General features: G+C 45.3%; 16 protein-coding genes and 1 pseudogene. 4 read left to right on the forward strand and 13 right to left on the reverse strand.

From position 1 onward, the window contains the following. Positions 1-369: 369 nt before the first annotated feature. From ACTQ5J_RS04970 to ACTQ5J_RS04980, 3 genes are read right to left on the reverse strand one after another with little or no spacing between them, the layout of a single operon-like run. Positions 370-2,259 (reverse strand): ABC transporter substrate-binding protein, encoded by a 1,890-nt coding sequence (locus tag ACTQ5J_RS04970; RefSeq protein WP_441751091.1) that lies wholly within the window; start codon positions 2,257-2,259, stop codon positions 370-372. 35 nt (positions 2,260-2,294) lie between these two features. Then, positions 2,295-3,803, reverse strand: coding sequence for an ABC transporter permease (locus tag ACTQ5J_RS04975; protein ID WP_441751093.1), 1,509 nt, complete (start codon positions 3,801-3,803; stop codon positions 2,295-2,297). 24 nt (positions 3,804-3,827) lie between these two features. Further along, complete coding sequence (locus tag ACTQ5J_RS04980) at positions 3,828-4,841, reverse strand: ABC transporter permease (protein WP_441751095.1); 1,014 nt, start codon at positions 4,839-4,841, stop codon at positions 3,828-3,830. Between the two features lie 467 nt (positions 4,842-5,308). On the opposite strand from ACTQ5J_RS04980, the pseudogene ACTQ5J_RS04985 reads away from it, so the two are divergent. The 3 genes and pseudogenes from ACTQ5J_RS04985 to ACTQ5J_RS04995 form a co-directional block, all read left to right on the forward strand. Beyond that, positions 5,309-6,112: pseudogene (locus tag ACTQ5J_RS04985) on the forward strand (ABC transporter ATP-binding protein); the annotation flags it as partial. Positions 6,113-6,148: 36 nt separating this feature from the next. Beyond that, positions 6,149-7,066, forward strand: coding sequence for an ABC transporter ATP-binding protein (locus ACTQ5J_RS04990; RefSeq protein WP_441751328.1), 918 nt, complete (start codon positions 6,149-6,151; stop codon positions 7,064-7,066). Between the two features lie 609 nt (positions 7,067-7,675). Further along, positions 7,676-8,689 (forward strand): Gfo/Idh/MocA family oxidoreductase, encoded by a 1,014-nt coding sequence (locus ACTQ5J_RS04995; protein ID WP_441751097.1) that lies wholly within the window; start codon positions 7,676-7,678, stop codon positions 8,687-8,689. Positions 8,690-8,859: 170 nt separating this feature from the next. Here the strand turns inward: ACTQ5J_RS04995 and ACTQ5J_RS05000 are convergent, their stop codons facing one another. The 7 genes from ACTQ5J_RS05000 to ACTQ5J_RS05030 form a co-directional block, all read right to left on the reverse strand. Then, the gene (locus ACTQ5J_RS05000; protein ID WP_441751099.1) at positions 8,860-9,549 is read right to left on the reverse strand and encodes a Crp/Fnr family transcriptional regulator; all 690 of its coding nucleotides are present in this window, start codon (positions 9,547-9,549) and stop codon (positions 8,860-8,862) included. Between the two features lie 51 nt (positions 9,550-9,600). Further along, a complete protein-coding gene (locus ACTQ5J_RS05005) occupies positions 9,601-9,834 on the reverse strand; it encodes a heavy-metal-associated domain-containing protein (RefSeq protein ID WP_441751101.1) in 234 nt (77 codons plus the stop codon). 48 nt (positions 9,835-9,882) lie between these two features. After that, positions 9,883-10,185 carry an iron-sulfur cluster repair di-iron protein, ric gene (locus ACTQ5J_RS05010; protein WP_441751103.1) on the reverse strand — a complete coding sequence of 101 codons (303 nt, stop codon included), beginning with the start codon at positions 10,183-10,185 and terminating at the stop codon, positions 9,883-9,885. Between the two features lie 874 nt (positions 10,186-11,059). Next, complete coding sequence (locus ACTQ5J_RS05015; protein WP_441751105.1) at positions 11,060-11,194, reverse strand: hypothetical protein; 135 nt, start codon at positions 11,192-11,194, stop codon at positions 11,060-11,062. Positions 11,195-11,635: 441 nt separating this feature from the next. Next, a complete protein-coding gene (locus ACTQ5J_RS05020) occupies positions 11,636-13,018 on the reverse strand; it encodes a L,D-transpeptidase family protein (protein ID WP_441751107.1) in 1,383 nt (460 codons plus the stop codon). 200 nt (positions 13,019-13,218) lie between these two features. After that, the gene (locus ACTQ5J_RS05025) at positions 13,219-13,452 is read right to left on the reverse strand and encodes a heavy-metal-associated domain-containing protein (RefSeq protein WP_441751109.1); all 234 of its coding nucleotides are present in this window, start codon (positions 13,450-13,452) and stop codon (positions 13,219-13,221) included. 95 nt (positions 13,453-13,547) lie between these two features. Continuing rightward, complete coding sequence (locus ACTQ5J_RS05030; protein WP_441751111.1) at positions 13,548-15,443, reverse strand: heavy metal translocating P-type ATPase; 1,896 nt, start codon at positions 15,441-15,443, stop codon at positions 13,548-13,550. Between the two features lie 1,014 nt (positions 15,444-16,457). Between ACTQ5J_RS05030 and ACTQ5J_RS05035 the strand changes: the two genes are divergently transcribed. Continuing rightward, positions 16,458-18,287 carry a heavy metal translocating P-type ATPase gene (locus ACTQ5J_RS05035; protein WP_441751113.1) on the forward strand — a complete coding sequence of 610 codons (1,830 nt, stop codon included), beginning with the start codon at positions 16,458-16,460 and terminating at the stop codon, positions 18,285-18,287. A 1,100-nt stretch (positions 18,288-19,387) separates the two neighbouring features. On the opposite strand, the gene aroC is transcribed toward ACTQ5J_RS05035, so the two are convergent. From aroC to aroB, 3 genes are read right to left on the reverse strand one after another with little or no spacing between them, the layout of a single operon-like run. Beyond that, the gene (aroC, locus tag ACTQ5J_RS05040; protein ID WP_441751115.1) at positions 19,388-20,482 is read right to left on the reverse strand and encodes a chorismate synthase; all 1,095 of its coding nucleotides are present in this window, start codon (positions 20,480-20,482) and stop codon (positions 19,388-19,390) included. Continuing rightward, positions 20,460-21,779, reverse strand: a complete 1,320-nt coding sequence (gene aroA, locus ACTQ5J_RS05045; protein ID WP_441751117.1) for a 3-phosphoshikimate 1-carboxyvinyltransferase — start codon at positions 21,777-21,779, stop codon at positions 20,460-20,462. Before aroA ends, aroC begins: the two co-directional genes overlap by 23 nt. Then, the gene (aroB, locus tag ACTQ5J_RS05050) at positions 21,776-22,864 is read right to left on the reverse strand and encodes a 3-dehydroquinate synthase (protein ID WP_441751118.1); all 1,089 of its coding nucleotides are present in this window, start codon (positions 22,862-22,864) and stop codon (positions 21,776-21,778) included. Before aroB ends, aroA begins: the two co-directional genes overlap by 4 nt. Between the last annotated feature and the right edge of the window lie 6 nt (positions 22,865-22,870).

Below are 22,870 nucleotides of genomic sequence, written 5' to 3' on the forward strand. Positions count from 1 at the left end.
ACGATGTGAGAACTCCTCTAGGATTCGTCGCTCGAGTCGCCACGATGTGAGAGGACAATTTGCTCTGAATATATACTGAGAAATGCCACTTATCGGCCAAAATATGACCGTATAATGGCATTATGCGATCTTCCACATCATGGCGAAGTTAGCCACGATGTGGGACCCCCTCCAGGATTCGTCGTTCGAGTCGCCACGATACAGCGCAGCCCCGACCAATAACAAGCAACACAAAAAGCGCCAAGCAAGACATGTCAGTCCGCTCGGCGCTCTTAATAAATTTCTACTATTTTCTACTAGTAACTCTACTATTTCTACTAGCTATTTTTTATTCTACTATTATGTATTACTACTAATTACTATAAAACATTACTCACCCAAACTGTTTAGGTAGTTGGTTTTGAATTCTTCAACTTTAGCTGGATCTGCCACTAAGCTATTGCCAGTGTCTACTAGAGGCGATAACGTTGTGAAAGCTGGTAACTTCAAGCCTTGGTATGCCGCATTGATTTCTTCTTGGTTGATTGCATAAAGGATGGCTTTACGTAAATCAACACTATCAGAGACTGGGCGACCTGGTGTATTCGTATTGAATAACATGTAAGCCACCCCATTACTTGGGATCGATTGTAAAGTTAAGCTGGCTTCTTTTTCGACGATTGGATAGTTGACTTCGCTCAAGCTATATAGTAAATCTACTTCACCTGCACGTAAGGCAGATAATGAACTGCTCGCGTCACCGATAAAACGAACTGTTACTGAAGAAATCTTAGCTGTCGCTTCAGTTTCTGCACGGTAGACTGGGTTTTTAGCAAAGTTTGCTTGGTAGTCGTTTTTATCGACTAACAAGTAAGGACCACTGGCCCATAAATGATTATCGTACGTGCCACCTTCAGTGATTGCGCGTTGGTCGCCATAGGCAATGTCAACGTTTGGATCATAAGCTGCTACATCATACGTATTGATAGCTGTTACTTGTGCCTCAGACACAATACCGGCGGATTGGTGACCTAGGTAATTCAAGACTTGTGGGAATGGTTCAGTCGTTGTTAATTTAACCACTTGGTAATTTCCAGCTGCATTATCAACTTCTGCTTCGCTCGAAACTAAATCAGCAATCGCTGCTGGTAAATCCGCTTCTAATGCTTCTTTAACTGTCACGTCGCTACCTGAAACTAGAGCAGACTCTAATTCCGCAAGGTCTTCGACGACGCTGACTTCTGCAATATGTTCATGCAAGCTATATGTCCGGTGATCAGGCACAGACTCAGAATCTTTGGCACGGTTTAATGAGAAAACCACATCTTCTGCCGATACTAAATCCCCCGTATCCACTGCTCTTCCGTCTTCGACTTTCGCGAAGTTTATATCATCTCTTAGGATGAAATAGTAATCTGAATTACCTTCTGCGATGACATGGTTATAACTCAATGAATTTTCAGATGTGATTTGGTCATCATCCGTCAAGTTAATTAAGCGGACATACATGTTGGTATTTAATTGGTTGATACTTCCATCGTTGCCTTTGATTGGGTCTAAGGATGTTAAGTCAGCCATTTCTTGCGTTAAAACTAAAGGACGTGTCGCGTTTTGGCTGTCATCCACATAAGAGACACCTTCCCAGGCGAAGGCGCGTGATTTAGATAAACGAATCGACTCTGGCTTTAACACCTCATGGTTATAAGCTTGCGCTTTAAGCGATGTGTATAGAGGAACGATATAAGCATTGTCAGTTACTAAGACTTCTTCAAATTGCTTATAAGTGTCTACGTATTCCTCAGCCGTTTGCGAAGCGGCTAATTCGATTAACTCATCGATTTCAGGGTTGTTTATGATGCTGTTGTCACCTTCTGAAATAAATAATGAACGCACGGCATAGTCTGGATTTCCTGTAACGGTTGTCCAACTTGATATCGCCAAGTCATAGTTGCCTGCTTCTTTTTGCGCTGTAAAGCTTGCATAGTCTGGCTGTAGGCTTACTTCCACTTGGAAGCCGGCTTTTGTTAGCTGGTCGCGAACGATGTTCGCATTTTGCTCGGATGAAGATTGGGCTAGAACAGTCACCGGAATGGCTGCATCTTGGGCCTTCACTGTTTGTAAGTTAGCGGCAGCGGGTAAGACCGTTCCTGCTAATAACGTTGCGGATAAAATTGCTTTACTCAATAAATGTTTCATTAAACGATAATTCTCCTTTTTATCTGGTTTTAGATTTGCACGGCAATCACAATGACAACAACAACCTTCTTCGTCTAAATTCATTGCCTCACCTCTTTCTATTGTTTGCTTACGCTTCATTACTTCATCTTAGGATCGAGCGCATCGCGTAAGCCATCGCCTAAGAAGTTAAAAGATAATACTAAGGCGATAATCGCTAAACCGGGGTAAATCGCTAAGTAAGGATGGGTTTCGAGATAATCGCTACCAATTCTCAGAATATTGCCCCATTCGGGAATGTGACTTTCGACACCTAGACCCAGATAACTCAAACTGCTGGTCGATATAACTGCGGTGGCGACCGTCAAGGATGAGCGAATAATCATCGGGGCACTTGCATTTGGAATCACATGCTTAAGAATAATTTTCGCGTCCGATACGCCGAGCGCCCGTGCTGCCTCGATATATTCCATCTGTTTAACTTGCAGCACACTCGCACGCATCGTCCGGGCATAACCAGGTATTCCACCGATACTCAAAGCCAAGATCAGGTTCTGTGTCGATGTACCAAAGGCGGTCACAATCGTGATGGCTAACAGAATGCCTGGAATTGCATAAAGAATGTCCAAGACGCGCATAATGGTTTGGTCAATTCGCTGAGAATAGTAACCTGCCAGTGCCCCCAAGAAGCCGCCGATGAACAAAGGCCCTAAAGTTGCCAACAAGCCAACTAATATCGAAATACGTCCACCAAAAATCAAACGTGAAAAAACGTCACGTCCGAAATTGTCGGTCCCTAATGGGTAAAGCCAACTTGGCGTTTGTAAAATCGCTGAGTAATTATTCTCGACCGCATAACTGTAATCAAAGGTTAAATAACTGGTGATCGCTAAAGCTAAAATCACCGTAATGATGTACAGACCGAACATCGCAACTTCATGGCGGGCCAAATTCGCCAACAGACTTCGGCGCTTGTCTTGTTGACGACTTTTCGCCAGCAAGTAGGCTGCCGCAAACGACAAGAGATTGCCAGACCAAGACAAGACCCCCATGGTCACAATAGGAACAATAATCATTCGGCCTTTCAGTGAGTCAATCCAATTGGGCGCCAACAATAACAGGCTATGCAGCATTAGATTAATCAGCAGCAGGCTCATGCCTAAATAAAAGTGCGGATTGACTTGTGGCTTAGCTAAATTAATCAGCGACACCGCGACCAGCGTCAAGTCGACCAAGACCGCAAATAATAAGAAATATTGATAGGCTTGAATTTTTCTAAAATAAAAAATGAAACCACTCATAAAATTAAAGGGATTGCCCAGCAATACTGATAACATTAAAAGGACTCCTAACGGACGATGCCAGCTAGGATTGCTTGAAACGACCGCCTTGGGGCTTTCTTGAAGCTGGTTATTGGCTTTAATCAACTTTTTTTGGTGTGGGGCGTTGAGTAAGCCATAAGTGGTCGCACCACCCACTGCGCTCAGCACTAGATGTCCAAGGGTGAAAATCAGACTTTCAACACCCCAGTCCAAGCCAAAGCGTCTGAAATTGAAGACTAAAACGCCTAGACTAAAGACGCCAGATAAGACAGCCGCAAAGCGTAAATAGCGTTTAGTATTGGCTGAATATAAATTGCTTTGTGACACGATCGTCGACTCCTTTCTGTTTACTTAAGCTTTTAGTGATGTCCGGATGCGCGGATCAAGTACGGCATACAAGAGATCAACGATTAGATTGACGATTGACACGATAATCGCGATGTAAATCACGCCGCCTAAAACGGCTGGAATATCGGGCACGAATTGTTTTTCGACAATATAGCTACCGACGCCATTAATATTGAAGACTTGTTCCGTCACAGCGGAGCCGCCTAACATGCCACCAAATTGTAAGCCAATCACGGTGACAACCGGAATTAAGGCATTGGGAATGATATGGCGCCAAATGATGCGCCAATTAGAAAGGCCTTTTGAACGTGCGGTTAATAAGTAATCTTCATGAATAACTTCCAAGGTTGAGCCACGGGTCATCCGGGCCACGGCGGCGGCTAGGCTGGTACCTAAAACGACGGCTGGCATCAATAAAGACCAAGGGTTGCTTGGATTATAAGTGGCTGGTAGCCAGCGGTTTTCGATGGCGAAATTGAAAATAAAAATCAGGCCAAGCCAAAAAGTTGGAATCGATAGCCCAATTAAAGCTAGGAACATAAAGAATTGATCAAACAAGGAATTAGCTTTGACGGCTGCGTAAATGCCTGCCGGTATCGCGATGGCTAAGGCGATTCCTAATGAAAAGAAGGTCAATTGCAGCGTCACTGGGAAGCGGCGCACCAAGGCGTCAATCACGAATTCATTGCCGACATAGGTATAGCCGAAATCAAAGGTCGCAACCCCCTTTAAAGTGCGGGCTAATTGAAGCCAATAAGAATCGTTCAAACCATGTAAGAGATTGAAGTTATCAATTTGTTGCGGTGTGGCTTGGACGCCCAGAATATTGACGGCCGGTTCTGATGGCGAGAAATATAATAAGGTAAAGACGATGGTGGTAACGCCGAGGATCACGAAGACCATTTGGAAGAGTCTTTCAATGATATAGCGTAATAGGGGTAGCCGGTAGAGCATCATCAAACCTAACATCGGCCATGCTAAAATCATAGCCGTGATAAAGCCCTTGCGGTTGGTCATTAGTTCGCCAAAACGCTTCGCAAGCGTTCGATTGCCTCCATTGTTTTTGCGCGTGTGTTTGAGGCGTTTAGCGACGATTTTCGCCGTCTCTTCTGGACTCTTATTTTCTCCGAAGTAGTGTTGTTTGTTTTGTTCTTCGGTGTGTAGCTTGTGGTTGGCTGGCGGTGGTGGGCTGGCCGGTTGTTTTCTATATAAGTATAGGTGTAAGGGCAGTCCGAGTAGCCAGAGCGCGATGCGGTAGGGCCAGCGTCCGTGCATCTGTTGGTAGAGTGCGCTCCAGTGTCTTGTGTGGGTCATTGTGTCACCTCCGGGTATTTTCTTTGTCATTATACTGCTTATGTGCTGGGGGTGGTTTTAGGATTTTCTAATGGCTAGTGTTCGGTTTTTTGAAGGGGTGGTTGGGCGTTGGGGGTGGTTTTGGTGTGTTATAATGAGCGCTGTTAATTCATGAGAGGCTGGTGTTTGGTATGTCTGAGATTTTATCCGTTAAGCAGTTAGGGCTGAGTTTCGAGAGCGAGGATCAGTTTCAGGAGGTTTTGAGCGAGGTGTCCTTTTCGGTCGCTGCGGGCGAGATTGTTGGGATTATTGGTGAGTCCGGTAGTGGTAAGAGTATGACGGCGCGTTCGGTGACCCGTTTGTTGCCGGACAATGCGCGGATGGCTCCAGAAAGTCAGGTGGTGTTTAAGGGGCAGGATGTGTTGTCCTTGAAGCCGCGCGCTTTGCGTCGTTTATTGGGGCAGGAGATTGGGATGATTTTTCAGGATCCGTTGAGTTTTTTAAATCCGACGATGACAGTTGGCGAGCAAATTGTTGAGGTCTTGCGTTTGCATCGTAAGGTGTCGAGGCGTGCTGCACGGACTGAGGCAATCGCTTTAATGAGCGCGATTGGCATTAAGGAGCCGGCTGCGCGTTTTAAGTTGTATCCGCACGAGTTTTCAGGTGGGATGCGTCAGCGGATTATGATTGCGATTGCTTTGGCCGGCAAGCCGAGCTTGTTGATTGCGGATGAGCCAACGACGGCTTTGGATGTCACGATTCAAGCGCAAATTTTGACACTGATTAAGGATTTACAGGCCGAGTTGGGTTTGTCTGTTCTATTGATTAGTCATGACTTTGGAGTTGTGGCGCAAATTTGTACGCGGGTGATTGTGATGCAGAATGGTCGCATTGTTGAGCAAGGGCCGATTGAGGAGCTGTTCGCTTCGCCTAAGCATCCTTATACGAAATTGTTGTTGGACGCGGTACCTAGAATCGAGCAAGAGAAAGTGCCGCGCAAGATTGGGGTATTAGCAGATGAGCATAAGGCGGTGGCAGTCGCATCAGACAATGAAGGATTTGCCAAAAGCCCCCTTCAACCTCTAATTTCCGTTGAAAAATTAGAGCAAGTCTTTGACCTTGGCAAAGGTCAACAAGTCAAAGCCGTTAACCAAGTCGACTTGGACATTTACCGCGGTGAAACGCTAGGTTTGGTTGGTGAATCTGGTTCAGGAAAATCTACATTAGGTCGTGCGATTCTACAATTATATCAACCTACTAGCGGTCGCATCATGTTCCATGGTTTCGACTTGCAGCAACTAACACGAGCTGAACGGTTGCGTGTCCGTAAAGACATGCAGATTATTTTCCAAGATCCTTATGCTTCTTTAGACCCGCGTATGAAAGTCGAAGATATTATCGGTGAAGCCCTCGATACCCACGGCCTAGTCAAAAACGCTAGCCAACGCCGAGAGCGCATCGAAGAATTATTGGCACTCGTCGAACTCGACGCTAGCTTTGCCAGTCGCTTCCCCCACGAATTCTCTGGCGGACAGCGTCAAAGAATTGGAATCGCCCGCGCCTTAGCCGTTGAACCTGACTTCATTGTGGCCGACGAGCCCTTGTCTGCCTTGGACGTATCGATTCAAGCTCAAATTATCGACTTGATGCAAAAACTACAGGAACAGTTGGGCCTAACTTATTTATTTATCGCGCATGACTTGGCAGTTGTGAAGCAAATTAGCGACCGGGTGGCCGTGATGCAACATGGTCAAATCGTCGAAATCGCCGAAACAAATGAACTGTATGACAAGCCGTTGCATCCCTACACGCAACAGTTATTAAGTGCCGTACCTCGTCTTGACGCCCAGTTTCGTGCCAGTGACCAGGAAATTAAAGACGCTGTGCCTGCCAGCCAACACGTTGTGACACTGGTCGAAGTCAGTCCAGGCCACTTCGTGGCACAATAGTCGCTGATGCTAGTTGTGCCTTTGTTGGCGCGTGAATAGGTGCTTATATATATAATAGAAGAATTTGGTCATCCGTCTGTGGCGGATGATTTTTTTATTGGGGCTGGGAGACAGCTGTCCGGCTTTAGGTTGGGTTGGGTTGGGTTGGGTTGGGTTGGGTTGGGTTGGGTTGGGTTGGGTTGGGTTCGTGTTCGTGTTCGGGTTTTGGGTTCGAGCGCAAAAAGACACAAGAGTATTTGCTTCATACACGAAACGAAGCAAATACACCCACACCGCCGGTTAGAAAAAAACATAAAACACCAGCGGTGTCGTTCGCTCCTAGCTCACGACGATTAAAACTAGCATCCGCCCTTTATATAATCGTCAGACACGCAGTGGCTGACACCTTTGTCTCTTGTCTTTTGTCTTTTGAGTAGTCTTGCTAATTCTTTAAATAGCCTTACTTGAAGGATTGCTGTAAAATTAGGGGTGAACATTATTGAAGAAGGCAACCGACCACTCACTTCTTTAGTCGTCCAGCTCACGACTAAAGTTTTCTTGGCTCGTGAACCGCACGACTAAAGTTCGGTTACTCCCAGGCTATTTTTCCAGATTTGAAAGGAGCGTTTTATGTTAACAATTGCTTATATTGGTAATGGTAAGAGTACGAATCGGTATCACTTACCTTTTGCGACCAAGGTTGAAGGAATACGCGTCAAAACAATCTACAACCGAACGATTAAAGATACTTGGCAGCCACTAGTTGACATCCATTATACAAGTGATATTCAAGAAGTCTATCAAGACCCGGAAATTCAACTGGTTGTGGTCGCTACGCCTGGTGATACTCATTTCGATTTAGCCAAAGATTGTCTCAATCACGATAAACATGTCTTAGTTGAAAAACCTTTCTGTGAAACAGCAGCCGAAGCGCGCGAACTATTTGCGCTTGCCAAAGAAAAAAAGCTATTTATTCAATGCTACCAGAATCGGCGCTTTGACTCAGATTTCCTAACAGTTCAAGAGGTGATTGCAAGTGGACGCCTTGGGAATATTCTGGAAGTTGAAATGCATTTTGACTACTACCGACCTGAAATTCCAGAAAGCTCCACCAGCTTTTCGGCGATCCATAGTTATTTATATGGCCATGGGTGTCATACGCTTGACCAAGTACTGTCCTATTGGGGCGAACCGGACCGTGTGCATTACGATGTGCGCCAGTTGCTTGGTGAGGGCCGGATGAATGACTATTTTGATATTGATTTGTATTATGGTCAGACAAAAGTCTCGGTTAAGTCGAGTTATTTCAGACTGCTTGAACGACCAAGTTTTATTGTTTATGGCAGCAAAGGTATCTTTATCAAGCAAACGAAAGACCGTCAAGAAGCAGATTTGAAACGATTTTACATGCCGGACCAGGCAAATTTCGGCCTTGATCAGCCGGAACATTATGGCGCTTTAACTTATATCGACACTGACGGCGTGCTGCACGAGGAGAAGATCATCTCCCAAGTCGGTGATTACAGTCGGATTTACGAAGGGATTTATCGCTCGATTATTCACGGCGACGAGAAAATCGTCAAAGACCATGAAACGATTCGCTTGATGGAAATTCTGGAAGCCGGCATCCAAGGCCTTAAATAATTCCAAGGCGCAACGGTCTGACACGCGCTGAATAACGCTCCACGCAAAAAAAGAACGCCGATCATCTGCAGTCGATCAAACGCAATAACGCTCCACGCAAAAAGAACGCCGAGCTATCTGCTCAGCGTTCTTTTAGTCGTATGACTTCCATTCAAAGCACGCCTACGGCGTCAAGCGTCACTCATCATCAACATGCCATCTAAATCTAGCACCTCGATTTCGCGCTGTGCCAATTGACGGATAAAACCAGCCTCCTCCAACTCCTTGAACTTTCGGCTGACCGTTTCTGGCGTGGTCCCCAGATAAGCCGCAATATCTTTTCTAGCCATCGGCAACTTAATTACCTGACGGTTGCCCAGTGGTGCCTGGGCATTCTGTTCGATGAAATAAATGAGACGACTCAAGACATTCTCAGTGCTCAAGGTCATGGCTTGGCGCTCGGACTTAACCAGACGATTGGCGACTTCTTTTAACAGAAATCGAGTAATCGACGGATTCTCGTCTAAAATTTCATTCAAGTCATCACGATTAATAATGCAAACATTCGCCTCACGAATCGCTTCGGCATACTCCTCATGCTCACTCGCTTGGTCAAAAATCGTCCATTCACCCGTGAAATCACCGGGATACAGCAACCGCACCAATTGTTCCTTCCCATTGGAAGCCATCCGCGTAACCCTGATGACCCCTTGATTAATCACATATAAACTGTCATCGGAGTCACCCGCTTGATACAGGTATTCCCCTTTTTTCAACTTCCGATGCTTGGCTCGTTGACCTATTTTGTCCATCATCTCATCATTCAAATGATTAAAAATCGGCACGATCCGAATACACGCATAAGCCTTCGTCTCACTCATCGTCTCACTTCACTTTCTTTTAACCTCTTACCAGAATACTTTTCAAGATCGTCACGGACGATTGACTTTCGAATATAACACATCATAGCCTAACTTCTCAATTTCTTGTTCTAACGCCTCAAGTTGAATCATCTGCTTGTCAAAAACAACTTTAAGTTTATTTGAATTATATAAGCCACGACTGCCTTCCTGACTGACTCCGTTTAAAGATTTGATGGTTGCCTCAATTTTATGAAGGCAAGAAGGACAGTCTAACGTCCCAAGTTGTATAATTGCTGATGTCATCATCGTTCCTCCTTGTTTCATAATCTTAGTAATGGGCTTGCGTGGCCCTTATTCTACGACTTCTGCCCGATATAGTTTATCCGCATTTTCTAAATCCTGATAAACCGCTGCAAAGGTTTCACACGTATCACCAGGAATTTCATAGTGATCCGTCACGGCAGCTAAACGGTCAAAGGCTTGGGTTAAAGCTGTTGCATCTGCTTCTTGCTTAACTTCTGCTAAAATCTCTTCATATAAAGCTTTAACCTCATGAACTTCTGGGTGATTGCCCACATGAACCTTAGAGATAGCTGTTGTATACATGTTTAGTTTTTCCTCGTTATCTAATAAAAAAGTTTTTAATGTTGTCATTTATATTCCTCCTTAGTTGTTAAGACCATTTTACCGCGGATTGGCTGGAATTAAATTGACGCACATCAAGTTTTTATTTGCTATAAAAAAGCTGGTAAATCAGGAGTCTTTTTAAATTTCACTGTTTGCTCTTCTAAATATTGAAATTTCTTTATATTTTCGCCAACCTCATCTTAACTCTGCATACTTGTATTATACTTTATTTTTCCATATTATTCCTCGCTTTTCAGCATTATACTCCATTCGATTGGACTCTACTCTACTTGTCTTCTTTCTACTCTCCTCGCCTTGCTTCTACTCCCCACGCCTTCTTTCTACTCTCCTCGCCTTGCTTCTACTCCCCACGCCTTCTTTCTACTCTCCTCACCTTGCTTCTACTCCCCTCGCCTTCTTTCTACTCTCCTCGCCTTCTTTCTACTCTCCTCACCTTGCTTCTACTCCCCACGCCTTCTTTCTACTCCCCACGCCTTCTTTCTACTCTCCTCACCTTCTTTTTACTCTCCTCGCCTTCTTTCTACTCTCCTCGCCTTCTTTCTACTCTCCTCGCCTTCTTTCTACTCTCCTCGCCTTCTTTCTACTCTCCTCGCCTTCTTTCTACTCTCCTCGCCTTCTTTCTACTCCCCACGCCTTCTTTTTACTCTCCTCGCCTTCTTTTTACTCTCCTCGCCTTCTTTTTACTCTCCTCGCCTTCTTTTTACTCTCCTCGCCTTCTTTTTACTCTCCTCGCCTTGCTTCTACTCTCCTCGCCTTGCTTCTACTCTCCATACCTTGCTTCTACTCTCCATACCTTGCTTCTACTCTCCATACCTTGCTTCTACTCTCCATACCTTGCTTCTACTCTCCATACCTTGCTTCTACTCTCCTCGCCTTCTTTCTACTCTCCTATCATCAGCATGCCATCCAAATCGTGCACCTCGATTTGACGGTTCGACCGCTGAATCGTCTGCTGATTATCCAAATCGGCTTGCGTATTCTGCTCGATGTAAGAAATCAGCCTACTCAGCACCATCGCCTAGCGCTTTGAATCATTCAAACGATTCGCAACTTCCTACAACAGAAAACGCGTAAATGGTCGGTTAGTCGTCCAGAATCATGTTCATATCCGCACGACTAATCACACAAACTCGCGCCTCACGAATCGCCTCAGCGTACTCCTCGTGCTCACCCGAATTACACCTTTGTTAATCACTTACAGACTATCATCCGAGTCTCCGGCGCGATACGAATAATCGCCATTCTTCACAGGTACTCTCCTCGCCTACTTATGCTAAAAAAAAACATACGACCACTGCCTACACAACAGTGTCGTATGTTTCGTGAGATTTATCTCTTAGATTTTAAACAGTTGCCAGCAAGCCACATCATTACCCAGCAATTTCAATTCCAACCAAACTAAAACCGGTCTAATCCTAGTCAAACCCATTCCCAAACTTGAGTCCGTTAAAGCACCCTACTCAAACACGACAACTGGCATCCCCATATAGGCATACTCAAACACCAAAGACATGATATCAGGCGGCGTGTTGATACAGCCAAGCGAACCATTCGTTAGATAAGCGTCGCCACCGAAATATGGTTGCCAGTTAGCATCGTGAATGCCCTGGCCGGTATCGTCAAAGCCCATCCAATATTGAACAGGTTGCACATAATCTTGCTCCGTCCGCGGATTATAGCCGACCAACTCAGACGGCGTTTCCATATTCCAAATCGAATAAGCACCCGGAATCGTATTCGTCCCAATTTGCCCCGTCACAACCGGCGTTGAAATCACCTGCACCCCGTCCAGATAAACAAACATCATCTGACTGAGAATGTCGACCTCGATATAACTCGCGCCAATATCATCCAGCGAGCCATTATAACCACTCCCCACAATCATCGGCGCTCTGACAACCGATTCACCCGCATATAAATCCTCTAAAATCGACTGAACTTCTGTCTCGCGGTCAATCGACCACCCTAAAGTCCCCGGCACCAGCTCGACCCCGCCACGCAGCGTACTCTCGAAGTAACGGTAATCGTCATAGGTCGCATAAGCCTCATTCAAGGTCCCGAGATACTCATAAATCAACCCCTCATCAAAATATAACTCACCATCATCTGCTGCAACATATAGCCAACCCGAAATCATCTCCGGAGTGATGACCTCCTCATAGCCCGCAATTTCTAAAGTGATTGACATCGACGAAGCGGCGTCAATTTGAGCAAGGCGCGCCGTTAACTCAGCATCTTCCGCGGTCACAGCCGGCTGCAAGTAAGCGTCGCTAACGTCTAAGCTTAACTCTGGCGCTTGAACCGTCTCTAACAACAAGTCCGTTAAAACTGTCTGATCCAATTGCGTTCCGATCTGTTCAGACTGAATCGTATAGCCTGCTTCAGGTGAATAAACTAGCGAGGCATCGGTCGGTGCTTGACGCTCTTGGAAAAAGCTTTCAAAAGTTGCGAGTCCAGCCTCCATCGATTCAGCTTCAATCGCTAATACAGCTTGCGTATCAAAAGCTAGCTGGCTGTCTTGAAAGAAACTCGTCAACCAATTCTGTTGGGATTGTTCTCTCCGTAAAGCGGCCACCTGTTCCTCGGGCTTGACTTCTAAACCTAATTGCTCAAATGTCAGACTGCCCCACGTGCGACCGGCTTCAGTCACCGCCAAGTCGTAATTTGCTAACTCTGTTTTAATTTTTTCATTCGCCTCGTCTTCAGTTAGATAACTGATTTCCACATTGCCCAAATATGAATTCGCGAAGAAGCGCTCGGCGAAATACGATTCACCAAACCAAAACCCTGCCCCCAAGACGATTAAGATAACTGCTACTCCCATAAACAATCTCTTCATTATATGTTTCCCCCTTCTTTCTTAAAACCCATTAATTCCCTTAGTTAGTTAGTAAAAGATTACTTCTTAGATAATAGCGGATGCGACTCTTTTTTAAATTGATCCCCATCAAGAAATAATTAATTTAGACCTAAAAAAAAACAGGAGTAGCAGACGCACGCGTCGGCACTCCTGTTTGATTGTTGGTTAATTGGCTTCGATTAAACGGCTTTAGCTTTTGATTTAAGGACACCGTAACCTAAGGCTTCGATTGAGTTATTGATGGTCTCAAGTGAAACTTTTTCTTCATCAAATTGCGTTTTGACTTTACTGGCATTAAACATCACTTTGACACTGTCTTTGTCGATGCCGTCTAAGCCTTTAACCGCATTTTCGATTTTCTGTAGACATGATGGACACGATAAGGCTTCTAATTGGATAGTTGCTTGTTTCATTTTAATTTCCCCTTTTTTGTGATTTTATTACTTCTTAACTCTATTATAGAGGGAAGTTACTATTAATAACTTGACCCTCATCAAGTTTTCTTTGGTTATATTTTGACTGGGGTTGCTTTAGTGGTTTCGTATTTCTTGGCGCCTTTCAACTCGTATTTCAGGAGGCGCATGCCGTTAACAATCACGACTAGAATACTCGCTTCATGGACCAGCATGCCGATTGACATACTCATCCATTCGCTGAACAACAGGCTAGCTAGGAGCACAAGCACCACGCCCACTGCGATCAGAATGTTCTGCTTCATGTTGCGGGCGGTGGCTTTGGTCAAGCCCAGCGCATGTGGTAAGCGACTGAAATCTGAATTCATCAGGACAACGTCAGAGGTTTCAATTGCGACATCGGTTCCGCTACCCATTGCGATTCCAATATCTGCTAGCGCTAAGGATGGACTATCGTTGACCCCGTCCCCAACGAAGGCCACGATTTGACCTTGAGCTTGCATTTTTGCGATATAGGCAGATTTATCTTCCGGCAACATGTGACCATGTGCTTCATTTAAGCCTAATTCCGCTGCGACTAAGTCAACCGTTCCCTGGTTATCACCCGACAGAACGACTAGGTTTTTGACGCCCATCGCTTTTAACTGAGCTAAGTCATTTTTAACCCCTGGTCGAATTTGGTCGCGGATGCCCATTAAGATTTCTAAGCTGCCATCAACGGCTGTTATCACGAGTGAATTACCATTTTTTTCAAAGCGTTTAACGTCCGCTTGAGCGGCTGCATTTAGCACAACGCCTTCTTGTTCCATTAAAAAGACATTCCCAACGGCGACGCGCTGGCCGTTAACCACTGCAACAATCCCGCCACCTTTAACAACTTCAGTTTGTTCAACCGTTGAAAATTCAACGTCACCGATTTCTTTTAAAATGGCTTTGGCAAGTGGGTGATCCGACTCACGTTCAACACTAGCTAGATAGCCTAACGCTTGATTGGCGCGCTCGCCATAGTAAGCTTTTTCGGCAACTTCTGGGTTACCAATTGTTAAGGTTCCTGTTTTATCAAAGACGATGGTATCCACACGACTGAAATCATTGATGACTTCACTCCCTTTAAGTAAGACGCCATGACGCGCGCCATTTCCAATACCGGCAACGTTCGAAACTGGTACACCGATGACTAAGGCACCTGGACAACCTAGCACGAGGACAGTAATGGCTAACTCAACATCACGCGTGAACAGCCAGACGATGAAAGCAATCACCAAAACTGCTGGCGTATAATATTTAGAGAATTTATCAATGAAACGTTCGGCTTCAGATTTAGAATCTTGAGCTTCTTCAACTAGTTCGATGATTCGGCCAAACGTCGTATCTTCTCCGACCCGGTCAGCGCGAATTTGAATCGTCCCATTCTCTAAAATCGTTCCCGCAAAGACAGTTGAATCAACCTGCTTACTAACCGGCACGGCTTCCCCGGTAATACTCGCTTCGTTAATGTGACCTTCGCCAATCAGAACCGTTCCATCAACCGGCACTTTCGCCCCCGTCTTCACTAACAGAATATCCCCTTCATCAACTTCGTCCACATCGACTTCTTCAAAGTCGCCATTGGCTAGTTGTTTCAAGGCACTTTCGGGTGCCATGTTGGTGAGCTCTTTTATCGCTGAGCGCGTTTTGTTTAAAGTGCGTTGCTCCAAGAATGAACCGAATAAGAATAGAAATGTGACAATTGCAGATTCTTCAAAGTTTTGGATGATAAAGGCACCAATAACGGCGATGGTTACTAGAACATCAATACTCACGACTTTAACTTTCATAGCTTGGTAAGCTTGAATAGCGATTGGCGCGACACCGATAATTGACGCAATTACGAACGACCAAGTAAAAATGGTGACGTTGTCGAGCACGAAATGGCTGAAGAAGCCGAGTGTAATTAGGAGCCCACTAATTAAGGTAATATGATTTTTATGACTTAGAATTGTTCTTTGCATGATAGATTTCCCCTTTTTTATAATTTATTTAAATGACTTTTGCCACCTGACACTTCATAGTATACCTAGTCCTTCCCTGACCAACCTTGACGGCCATCAAGTTTTGGTTTTAAAGGCAAATAAAGCCTGAACATTTCTGGGAGTCTTATTGGCAAAATATGACTGAGTTGGGGATTGGGGGTTGTGGGTGGTTTGGGGCAGGCGTTTGGGGCAGGCTGCGGGGCAGACGTTCGGGGCAGGCGTTCGGGGCAGGCTGCGGGAGTGGTAAGTGGCGGGCGATTGCGCCGTGACGCAATGAAGGATGGTGCAAGTGGACGGTGATCGGGACACCCTTTCAAAAAGAATGGTGCGATCGACGCCCGATTGCGACGACTCTCATAAAAGCTTACCCGCGACCGACGACCAATCGAGACGACTCTCATAGAAGCTTGCCCGCGACCGATGACCAATCGAGACGACTCTCATAGAAGCTTGCCCGCGACCGATGACCAATCGAGACGACTCTCATAGAAGCTTACCACGATCGTAAGCCCGTGATAGTGAAGTATCTACTAATAAAACGTCAGAAGACTAAACTATTAGTAGAAAGTAATGAGACAAAAGCGGTGTGGCGATTTGCGCGACACCGAATGGCGAGTGAGAATTCACGTGGCTAACCTCGGCACGTCAAAAATCAAGTCAAAATTCACGTGGCTCCTTTCGGCACGTGAAAATCCGACTAAAATGATGAAAAGTAGCTGATATTCTGAAGAATAGTGCATTTTGAGCAGATAAACTAAAGAAATAGAGTGAGAATTCACGAACTTACCCACGATCAGCTCCCGATCGCGCTGAGTCTCTATAAAGCTTGCCTCAATCGACGCCCCACCTCGGCGCCCCCTCACTCAGCTATTTCCTGACCTAAATATAACCACACAGCCCTTGTGATTTATTCACAGAAGGGTTATACTGAATACAATAGAATGATTCTAAACAAGCGTCATTCAATTCTTTCATAAAAAAGGGGGAGTTATTTTGTTCCGTTATTTACTTACTAACCGTCAAGGTCGTTTTCTGTTAATAGGAACGGTGTTTTTGATCGCAGGCTTCTTATTGATGGTTACTGGCAGTCCATTGAGTCCCTACATCTTTTATCTAGCTATTTTCTTTCTAGGTTTTTATGCCGCCAAAGCTGCAGTCGTCGATACCGTTCAAAACAAAGAGCTGAATGTCGACTTGTTAATGATTCTGTCAGCGTTAGGTGCCAGTTTAATTCAATTTGAATCTGAAGGGGCCATGTTGCTGTTTATTTTTGCGGCCGCTGAAGCGCTGGAAGAATTTGCGATGGGTAAAAGTACCAAAGCGATTGAAGAATTGATGGCACAAGTGCCAACCACCGCTCAATTACTCCAAGCAAATGGTGACGTGATTGAAGTGTCAACCGATCAATTGGTCGTTGGCGACCAAGTTGTTGTCGCACGCGGCGCTCAATTACCGATCGATGGTTACGTTGACCGCCAAGTCTTAGTCAATGAAGCTGCCTTAACCGGCGAATCAGTCCCAGCCGAAAAGGCCACCAACGAAGAAGCTTTTGCCGGCACAATTAACGAAGGTAATGCCTTCCATCTCACTGTCAGCAAGCTCAGTTCTGAAACCATCTTCTCTAACATTATTCGGATGGTCGATGAAGCCCAAAATCGCCCCTCTCAAATTTCTAAATTCATAGACCGCTTTGAAAGTAAATACGTGTTAACCGTGCTCCTAGCCGTCCCGGTTTTTATTGCGATTCTTTATTACCAAAATTACACCTTCGCCGAAGCTTTCTACCGCGGCATGATTCTGCTGACTGTTTCCAGCCCGTGTGCCTTGGTTGCCTCAGCAACTCCAGCCACCCTCAGTGCGATCAGCCACGGAGCCAAAAACGGCGTCCTCTTTAAAGGTGGCGCGGCCATGGAAGAATTAAGTCGCATGGACGTCTTATTCTCAGATAAAACTGGCACCTTAACGCATGGTGATTTTGAAGTCGTTGCCCATGAAGCCGACGAAGCCGTTATTCAAGAAGTCGTTTATATGGAACAATTTTCAAGTCACCCGATTGCTCAAGCGATTATCAATGCCTTCCCAAACATCCAACTGGATCAAGTCAATCGTGACGAAAACGTTGAAGAAGTCTCAGGTAAAGGCCTACGTAAAGGTGATTTACTCGTCGGGAAACCTGCGGCCTTTGCGAATTTCACGGATCCTTTCAATATGAGACAGAAAATTCAACCTGGCTACACCTCAGTGTTTGTCGGGCGCCAGTTGGAAATTATCGGCTACTTCAACTTGGCCGATCAAGTTCGGGCTGAGTCGAAACAAGCGATTGAAGCCTTCAAAGCGAGTGGCGTGGATGTGGTGCTATTAACCGGTGATAACTATGAAGTGGCTGCGAAAGTCGCCCGCGAAGTTGGCATCGAGCATTTTCATGCTGACCTCTCACCCGAAGATAAAATCAAATTTGTTCAAGAAAGCCAGGCTAAAGGCCTATCGGTCGGGATGATTGGTGACGGAATTAACGACGCCCCCGCCTTAGCCAATGCTGAAATCGGCATTGCCATGGGTAGCGGTTCATCGATTGCGATGGAAAGTTCCGAGGTCGTGATTGTTCAAAACGATTTGAATAAGCTCTACGATAGCTATGACCTCAGCCACCGGCTTAATCGAATTATTTTGCAGAACGTGATTTTCTCAGTTGGAGTGATTGTCGCACTGATTGCCCTGAATATTATCGGCTGGCTCGACCTGCCCCTCGGCGTCGTCTTCCACGAAGGCAGCACAATACTCGTGATTCTCAACGGCCTGCGCTTATTAAAAAGAAAAGATTAAAATTTTCCAGCAGACGAAAAACACCAGAGCAAGTAAATTGTCCTGGTGTTTTTTTTTGCGTCATTCTAACGACTTCTCCTCTTCCAAAATACGAACGCTACCCATCGGGTTTCTGGCATAGGCCTCCGCAACCAACGCAGCTTCCACTGGTATTTCTCTTTTTAAACGCTCATTGTAATTGGGTTTTTATACATTCCATTCCCAATCGACATGCCACTTTTCCAATTTATAAATACTTTGGTGGCCTGTATTATCTTTTCCAAGATTCGAAAAATCTGTCGGCGTGACCCCTGACCCCTTGGGCTTACGATTCACTATTTACCCTATCACTGTTTTTCCCATTTTAGACATCTTCTTTAGACATTGCATAACAAAATATAGTAACAGTCACTATCCCTTACAATCCAGCGTTCTATCGACTTTCGAGACAGCAAAGCGAGCGCCTTCTTTGTTGTTTTGAAAGGGCATCTATTTGGTCAAATTTGTTCCTAAGCTTTTAAAGAATACAGTAAATAAAGCCAGTCCTATCTACATCCCATAATGGAAATGAGCTAGATCTGGCTAATATTACTAACATTTACCTAATTAAGTTAAAAAATAATGGTTCTGCCAGCTCTTCAGCTAAATTTCAACACCCTAAGTAGACAGCCTGTAAAGATTTAGTGGCTCACCTGGGCAGTCAGCCATGTTTTACTTACTCACCTAATCAGTCAGCCATGTTTTACTTACTGACCTAAGTAGTCAGCCATGTTTTACTTACTGACCTAAGCAGTCAGCCATGTTTTACTTACTCACCTAAACACTCAGCCATGTTTTACTTACTGACCTAAGTAGTCAGCCATGTTTTACTTACTGACCTAAGCAGTCAGCCATGTTTTAGTGGCTCACCTAAGCAGTCAGCCATGTTTTACTTACTGACCTAAGCACTCAGCAATGTTTTACTTACTCACCTAATCACTCAGCCATGTTTTAGTGGCTGACCTAAGTACTCAGCCATGTTTTAGTGGCTCACCTAAGCAGTGAACAATGATTCAGTAGCCAGTAGCTAGCTCACCCAACCCAACCCAACCCAACCAACCCAACCAACCAACCACAATCCCCTAAGCTTTATCCCGCCCTAAAATCAGATCCATCAAGCCCAAAGCTGCCACAGCCTCCAATACGGGCAAGACGCGCGGCACAATACAAGGGTCATGGCGACCAAAGACTTCCAGATCAGCATTTTCTCCCGCTTCGATATCAATCGTTTCCTGTTTCTTCTCAATCGACGCAGGCGGCTTAATCGCTGTCCTAAAAACAATTGGCATCCCATAAGTAATCCCACCAAGAATGCCACCATTATTATTCGTCCGTGTCTTTATCTGACCATTCTCATCATAATAGTATGAATCGTTAGCCTCTGACCCACGCATGCGGGTAATGTCAAAGCCAGCACCAAATTCGATGCCTTTCGTCGCCGGAACTGCAAAGACTAAATGTGCTAAGGTCGATTCAACTGAATCGAAAAATGGATTGCCATAGCCAGCATCAATTCCCAACACAAAGGTTTCGACAATCCCGCCGACCGAATCCAGGTCAGCCTTCGCATCTAAAATCACTTGCGTCATCGCATCACGCTTCGATTCATCAAAGACAGGTAACTGAACCGATTTCAATTGATCAACTTGTTCAGCAGTCACTGCTTCCTGACTCTCAAAACGCTCATCTTCAACCGAGCCAATCGACTGAATGTGTGAGCCAATCACAATGCCCTTTTGACGCAACCATTGTTGCGCAATCGCACCTGCAAAAACTAGCGGTGCCGTAATTCGGCCAGAGAAATGTCCACTCCCGCGGTAATCATTAAAGCCATCATAACGCACCTTCCCAGGGTAATCAGCCTGGCCCGGACGCATCAACTTTTTCATTTGACTGTAGTCTACAGAACGCGTATTCGTATTCCAAATCAAAGCCGTTAAAGGCGCTCCGGTCGTCATCCCATCTAAGACACCACTCACAATATCCGGTTCATCTTTTTCCTTACGCGGTGTCGTCAACTCATTCTGCCCCGGTGCACGACGCGCCATTTCAACCAAGACTTCATCCATATCAATCTTAAACCCCGCTGGCAAACCACTGAGTGTCACCCCAATCGCTCGACCATGTGATTCACCAAAAATAGAAATTTCTAAATTATTCCCCCAAATGCCACTCACTGACTTGTCCTCCTAATGATTCAAATTCCTGCCAGAATGTCGGATATGATTTACTGACATATTCGGCATCTTTAATAATAATATCTTGCTCGACTACCGTACTAGCGATGGCTAACATCATCGCCATCCGGTGATCCTTGTGACTCCAGACAATAGCCTCGTCCGTCAAACTAGGCACGCCTTCAATCCGCAAGGTGTCACCAACAACCTCAATCTTCGCACCCAATTTACGCAGCTCTTTCTTAGTTGCTTCCAAACGGTCGCTCTCTTTAATTCGCAAACGACTTAAATTAACAATCTCGGTCCGGCCCTGGCTCAAACACGCCACCAGCGCGCTAATCGGAATAATATCTGGCACTTGGGCCCCATCAATCACTGTCAACTCACCACTACTCAGGCCCTCACTCGCTGCCCTAGCGAAAACTTCCCTATCGGTCGTTGTGACCACCGCATTCAGCTGCTCTAAAATCGCTGTAATCCCACGGTCACCCTGCTTCGAATCGGCCTGCAAGCCAGTCACCGTCACATCATTGCCCAAAGCGCCGGCACTCAAAAAGAACGCAGCCTGCGAGTAGTCACCTTCAACGGTATAATTGCGCGCCTGATAGACTTGCTGGCCCGGAATAATAAATTGTCGTTCGGCTTTATTAAAGATAATCCCAATGCCAAAATATTTCAACACATCAAGCGTCAATTCGATATAGCCAATCGATTCCAATTCAGTCGTAATCTGAATCACTGATTCACCCGCCAATAAAGGCAAGGTATACAATAAGCCGGTGATGAATTGTGAACTGATGTTGCCGGCCATTTCATAACGCCCAGCCCTTAACGGTCCTTCGACTGTTAAATCTAACTGTTCGGTCGCGGAAGCTTCAAATTTCAGGCCTTGCGCATTAAATATTTCCTCAAATGGATCGAGTGGCCGACTGCCTAATTTCCCCCGGCCAACAAAACGCGTTTCACCTGCAAATAAGGTGGCAATTGGAATCAGAAAACGCAGTGTTGAACCAGACTCATTCGCATCGATCACCCGGTCTGAATGCTTAGCATCAGCTTTGACTCCTTGAATCAACAAGCGTTTGCGACCTGCAGCGTCTTCAATCTGGATTTTAGCACCGAAAGCGGTCATACCGTCAATTGTGGCGATGATGTCATCAGATAATTCGATGTTATCGATCACACTTTCGCCGACAGCTAGGCAGGCCGCAATCACGGCGCGATGCGCCATACTCTTAGAGGGTGTAATGTGAATGTTGCCTTTTAATTTGGCCGGCTTAATTAACAAATCGGTCATTTTATGTCGTGTCCTTTCAAGAGTGGTCCAAAGAAGTCTGAGTCGGTTTTTAGTAATTTCGCCGCACCCACTTCATTTAAAACGACCACATTTAATGTATTGTGAATATTCTTTTTGTCTAGCTTAATTAAAGGTAATATGTCAGCGTAATCGGCCGGATTGGCTAATTCAGTCGGCAAATGATACTGTTCAAGTAAAGCTTTAACAAGAGCGGTCGAGCCCTTGCGACTGATGCCCGCGGCTTCGGTTAAACGGTTTATCGCAACCATGCCGATGGAAATTGCTTGGCCATGCGTATAGCCTTTATAATGGTAGAAAGCTTCAATCGCATGACCTACCGTATGCCCATAGTTCAACAACATGCGCTCAGAGGTATCTTTTTCATCCGCTTGCACTAAGTCACGCTTCATTGAGCAACAACATTCAATGACCTTTTCAATCTCAGCCATGACTGCTTCACGCGATTGATAACTTGCCAATTGGTGAAAAAAGTTAATATTCTGGATGGAGGCGTATTTAATTACTTCGGCCATGCCATCATTAAAGGCTGAGTCTGTTAAGGTTTGTAAAACATTCGGGTCAATCAGCACAAGGATTGGATGGTAAAAAGCGCCAACCAAATTTTTGCCTTCGGGTAAATCGATGGCCACTTTCCCACCGACGCTACTGTCTACTTGCGCTAGCAGTGTTGTTGGAATTTGAACAAAAGCAATGCCTCTGAGGTAGGTTGCTGCCGCATAACCGACTAAATCACCAATCACACCGCCACCCAAGGCAATTAATAAATCACTACGTGTCAGGTTAAAGGCAGTCAGTTCAGAATAAATCCCCATCAAACTAGTGATCGATTTGGTCTGTTCGCCAGCTTCAAGCACCAAAAGCTTCACCTCAAAGCCTGAATCTGTCAACTGTTGTTCTAACTTGGCGCCATACAACTGATGGACGTTTGTATCTGTAATCATCACAATTTTCTTATTTGTATAGACGTTTTTAATTTCCTCAGCAACGTGGGCCATTAAGCCTTTTTCTATCTTCAAGGGATAGTGAGTAGTAGTGTTTGGTACTTCAACGGTTAATACAGTCATAGGTCA

This window comes from Fundicoccus sp. Sow4_F4, assembly GCF_052116145.1.
Classification (GTDB): Bacteria; Bacillota; Bacilli; order Lactobacillales; family Aerococcaceae; genus Fundicoccus.